This window comes from Nocardia pseudovaccinii NBRC 100343 (genome assembly GCF_001613225.1).
Classification (GTDB): Bacteria; Actinomycetota; Actinomycetes; order Mycobacteriales; family Mycobacteriaceae; genus Nocardia; species Nocardia pseudovaccinii.
Window position 1 is genome coordinate 1 of sequence record NZ_BDBY01000294.1, and the last position, 4,171, is coordinate 4,171.

Below are 4,171 nucleotides of genomic sequence, written 5' to 3' on the forward strand. Positions count from 1 at the left end.
TGCGTGGTTCAAAAGCAGCTATAGCCAGGCCGGCTCGGAATGTGTGGAAGTCGCCTGGCTTAGCGGCATCGGCGTCGGCGTTCGCGACTCCAAGAACCCGGCCGGTCCGGCGCTGGTCTTCGCTCCGGCCGAGTGGGACGCCTTCATGGCAGGCATGCAAGACGGCGAGTTCACCTGGCCGACGGTGTAGCGGCTCCCCGATCCGACCACAGGCAGCGGCCTCAGTCTTACTCGTATTGGACTGGGGCCGTGCCTCTTTCATGTTCCACTGGCCTCACCGCCGAAGCGCGCTGCGGAAGAGCGAAGAAGTATCAACGGTGGACGTGCCGCGGCCGTCGTTGATCCAGCAGGTGCCCGCGGCATGCCGAACTCCTGTCCTCTCCTCCCGTCCGTGCGCAATCACGTGATATCGGATGCGCGATGCCGCTTGGCCGGCGCTGTGCGGTGCGAATGCGTTTCACTGGAAGACGGCACCCCCGAGCACTGCTGAGGCACACGGGTGCCCCGACGGGCAGCCGTTGCTGTCCGCCGATGGGTACATGCGGCGGTGCCGGTCTCCGGCTGGGATCGCGATCGCAGCCATTGCCGGTGTTGTTCGCGTTCGCGGCGTCTGCGAGCTTCCCGTTCGCGTTCGTTGCGGGTGTGGATGCGTGTCAGCACGGCGGCGAGCAGTTCGTTGGCGTGATGGCGATGGTTGATCGTCGGGGTGCCGGTGGGGTCGATGTGCTCCGGCGCAATCCAGGCGGTGCGGCCCGAAAACGCCGAATTCTTTCCCTCGGCAACGGTTTTCCAGCCGCCCGGGCCGTCGTGCACGAGTGCATGGCATGCGTCGCAGGCCAGCACCAGATTGTCGATATCCGTGCGTCCGCCCTTGCCGTAATCCAGGATGTGGTGGACCGCGCAGAGGCTGGCCGGTGCGTCGCACCCCGGGCGTGAGCAGCCGCGCAGGGCGGCGATCAGCGCCAGCCGTTGTGACCTCGACCCGAGCCGTTTCATCCGGCCGAGATGCAGCGGCAGCCCCGCATGATCGAATACCGCCAGATACGGTTGCGACCGCTCGGCCAGCGCGAGCGCGTCCCGGATCGGCACAACCCCACCTGTGGCGGTGGTCGCTACACCCGACATCTGTTCCAGGTCATCGAGTTTCATCGTCAGGATCGTCGTTACCGGCAGGCCGCGATGGCTGCCCAGGTCCTCGGCGACGAGCCCGGACCGCAGCACGGCGGTGAGCGCATCGTGGTTGCGCTGCGCGGCGCTGCGGTGATCGCGCCGCGCCGCTTCGGCCAGCGCGGTGGAATCCGCGGCGTCGATGTCGATGGCGGGGCTGTCGGGGTCTTCGGGATTGCATACGCCAGGGCGGGCATATTTGGCCAGCATCGGATCCAGCAATGCCCGCAGCACCGGATCGATCTCCCCGCGGATCGGTGACATCCCGTCCGGCCGTTGCCGACCCACCGTGATTCCGCGCATGCGAGCCCGATCGTGGTTGTCGGTGAGTCGGCCGTCGGGGTCCAGATGGGCCAGGATTCGGTCGCCGATCTTGCCTATATCGTCCGGTGAACCCGACCGCGCGAACTCGGCCAGGATCTGCTCGGCCGCCTCCCGGTCTTCGGTGGACGCCCCGCGCGGAACGCGGTTCATCACTTGCGCGATGCCCCGCACATGGTCGGCGGAAATCTCTCCGCGCGCCAAAGCGCTGGCGGTGCAGGGCAACTGCGGCGGCAGCTGTTCTCCGCCCATATCGCGCGAAGCCCCCACCCACTGCGCCGCATGCACCCGACTTCCGGCATCGACGCCCGACAACCGCAGTGTCTGCATCAGAAACCGCTTCAGTGTCTTCGATCCGGTGTGCGCGGGGATCGAGCGTTCATCGGCCTCGACCAGCAGCCGGTGCTGCAGCGCGGTGAGCTTGCGTGCGCATCGCTCCACATCCCGCATCAGATCGAGCACATCGTTGTCCGCCAATCCGACCAACGGCCGCTCGAGCAGTTCGGAAACCGCAGCGAGCAGCGCGCCGGCTGCCTGCGCCTCGGTGTCCTCACTGTTCGAAAACATGTTCGAATTCTATCGCGGAACCACCGCCGGGCACACCCCTGAAGATCATGTGATCTGCACGTCTTCACACTGGACGATCGACTGAATAGTCCAGTGCCGCAGTGTGCTTCGGTCGATAGGTACGGCGGTCGCGAGAGTTGTGGCCGAGCGCGAGAGCTGGACGGGCCGATCGAGCCGTCTCCACAAGGACCCCGACAGCCCGCCGTCTACATCGCGACGCGGTGGATTTCACGGCGCCAGCCGCAGCCGCATGGCGCGATCACCGCAGCGCAGCGCAACCACGGTGCGCTGACCGCCGTGCTGCGGTCCTGGCTGGTTGCCGAGGACCTGGGCAGCCATCGCGGCCTGCCGGTGACCCCGAGATTCGGGCTGATCGGCCAGGTTCTGGCGCACCGGCTGTGGGCGCACCGACGCCGCGATGCCTCGCTCGCATTGGCCTACTTGGATGGCTGGCGCATCGGCTCTCGGCTGTTCGTCCGAGGGGCAAGCGGCCGCTCGGCGGGTCCGGCAAGTTGTCATGCATGAAGGCAAATGGCCTGATCAGACAGTATTGCTGGATACTGGAACAGAGATGTCTCGGACTGCGCGGTTCGGCGGGTGCGGGTACTCGATTCGGCGGGTAACGACCGCGCAACCTGGGGCGGTTGTCGCGCAACATCGCGGCAACCCACGGCTTCTACTGTGGCGACAGCGGTAGTGGAGCGAGGTGTGGCGTGGATCTGGATACGATTCGGGATGTGGTGGTAGCGCGGGGGCGCGCCGACCTGGCCGTTGTGGGCGGGAGTTGTGGAGTGCTCGCCGGGGGGACGTTCTTGTTCTCGGAACCGCAGGAGAAGTTGGATCGGCTGGTCGATATCAGTGCGCTGGGGTGGCTCGCGTTGACCGAGACGCACGAGGGATTGGAGATCGCGGCCACGTGCACGTTGGCGGAGTTGGCGGGGGCCGGGGTCGGGCGGGAACTGGGGTTGGAGGTCTTGCGGGCGCAGTGGCCGGGGACGGCGCTGTTCGCGCAGGCGTGCCGGGCGTTGGTGGCGTCGCACAAGATATGGCGGACGGCGACGGTGGGCGGGAATGTGTGCCTGTCGTTGCCCGCCGGGGCGGTGTCGGGGGCGTTGGTGGCGTTGGACGGCGTCGCGCTGGTGTGGTCGCCGGATGGTTCAGATCGGCGGATTCCCCTGCGGGAGTTCGTGCTCGGGCCGGGACGTAATGTGCTCCGCTCGGGTGAAGTGTTGCGATCGATTACCGTTCCGCTTCGAAGCCTGCACGCGCGCACTGCATTCCGGAAGATAGCGCTGGCTCCGCTCGGTCGTTCCGGTGCGGTTGTGATGGGCCGACGTGAGGTGGACGGCCGCTGCGCGCTGACCATAACCGCGGCGACGACCCGGCCGATAGTGCTGGATTTCGATGGGACGCCCGGTGCTACCGAGGCGCGGGATGCGGTCGCCGCCATCGAACCGACGCTCTGGTTCGACGATCCGCATGGAGCGCCGGACTGGCGTCGCCATGTCGCCGGGGTGCTGGCCGGTGCGGTTGCGGCCGAGTTGTGCACCGAAGCCGGTGATGGGCAATGAGATTCGAGGTCGACGGTCAATCGGTACAGGCCGAACCGCGTCCGGGTCAATGCCTGCGTACGTTATTGCGCGAAAACGGCCATTTCGCGGTGAAGAAAGGTTGTGATGCGGGCGATTGCGGTGCGTGCACCGTGCAACTCGACGGAATCCCCGTGCACTCCTGCATCATTCCCGCCTACCGCGCCGCCGACCGCACCATAACCACCGCCTCCGGCCTCGGCACCCCAGAAGTGCCGCACCCGGTCCAGCAGCGTTTCGTCGACTCCGCCGCCTTCCAGTGCGGCTTCTGCACCGCGGGCATGGTGGTCACCGCCGCGGGGCTCGGCTGCGGCGGCCCGAACGCTCCGGATCCCGCGGCATTACCGGAGCTCATGAAGGGAAACCTCTGCCGCTGCACCGGATATCGCACCATTGCCGATGCACTGGGTACACCTCCTGACACGGCCTCGCAGGCCGCCGAAGTATGTGGTGCGGGCCCGACCACAGGCACAAGCCACGCTTGGGCACCAGGCGCTCGTGTGACTGGTGGCGTGACCGTGGGGAGC

Annotated in this window: 5 protein-coding genes; 3 read left to right on the forward strand and 2 right to left on the reverse strand. The window is 67.0% G+C overall.

The window, feature by feature from the left end; genetic code table 11:
* Positions 1-190 (forward strand): DUF397 domain-containing protein (locus tag NP3_RS35005; protein ID WP_063046017.1); only part of this gene is annotated, 190 nt, incomplete at its 5' end.
* A gap of 209 nt (positions 191-399) precedes the next feature.
* On the opposite strand, the gene NP3_RS35010 is transcribed toward NP3_RS35005, so the two are convergent.
* Positions 400-2,055 carry an HNH endonuclease signature motif containing protein gene (locus NP3_RS35010; RefSeq protein WP_063824999.1) on the reverse strand — a complete coding sequence of 552 codons (1,656 nt, stop codon included), beginning with the start codon at positions 2,053-2,055 and terminating at the stop codon, positions 400-402.
* 228 nt (positions 2,056-2,283) lie between these two features.
* Positions 2,284-2,574, reverse strand: a complete 291-nt coding sequence (locus NP3_RS48430) for a hypothetical protein (protein ID WP_157124761.1) — start codon at positions 2,572-2,574, stop codon at positions 2,284-2,286.
* Between the two features lie 194 nt (positions 2,575-2,768).
* On the opposite strand from NP3_RS48430, the gene NP3_RS35020 reads away from it, so the two are divergent.
* Together NP3_RS35020 and NP3_RS35025 are read left to right on the forward strand one after the other, a co-directional pair.
* Positions 2,769-3,626, forward strand: coding sequence for an FAD binding domain-containing protein (locus NP3_RS35020; protein WP_063046019.1), 858 nt, complete (start codon positions 2,769-2,771; stop codon positions 3,624-3,626).
* Positions 3,623-4,171 (forward strand): (2Fe-2S)-binding protein (locus tag NP3_RS35025; protein WP_157124762.1); only part of this gene is annotated, 549 nt, incomplete at its 3' end. The genes NP3_RS35020 and NP3_RS35025, both read left to right, overlap by 4 nt.

What these genes read in the sequence shown, in the direction of transcription:
- NP3_RS35010 (WP_063824999.1), bottom strand. Translation starts at nt 2,055, where the DNA reads ATGTTTTCGAACAGTGAGGACACCGAGGCGCAGGCAGCCGGCGCGCTG.
- NP3_RS48430 (WP_157124761.1), bottom strand. Translation starts at nt 2,574, where the DNA reads ATGACAACTTGCCGGACCCGCCGAGCGGCCGCTTGCCCCTCGGACGAA.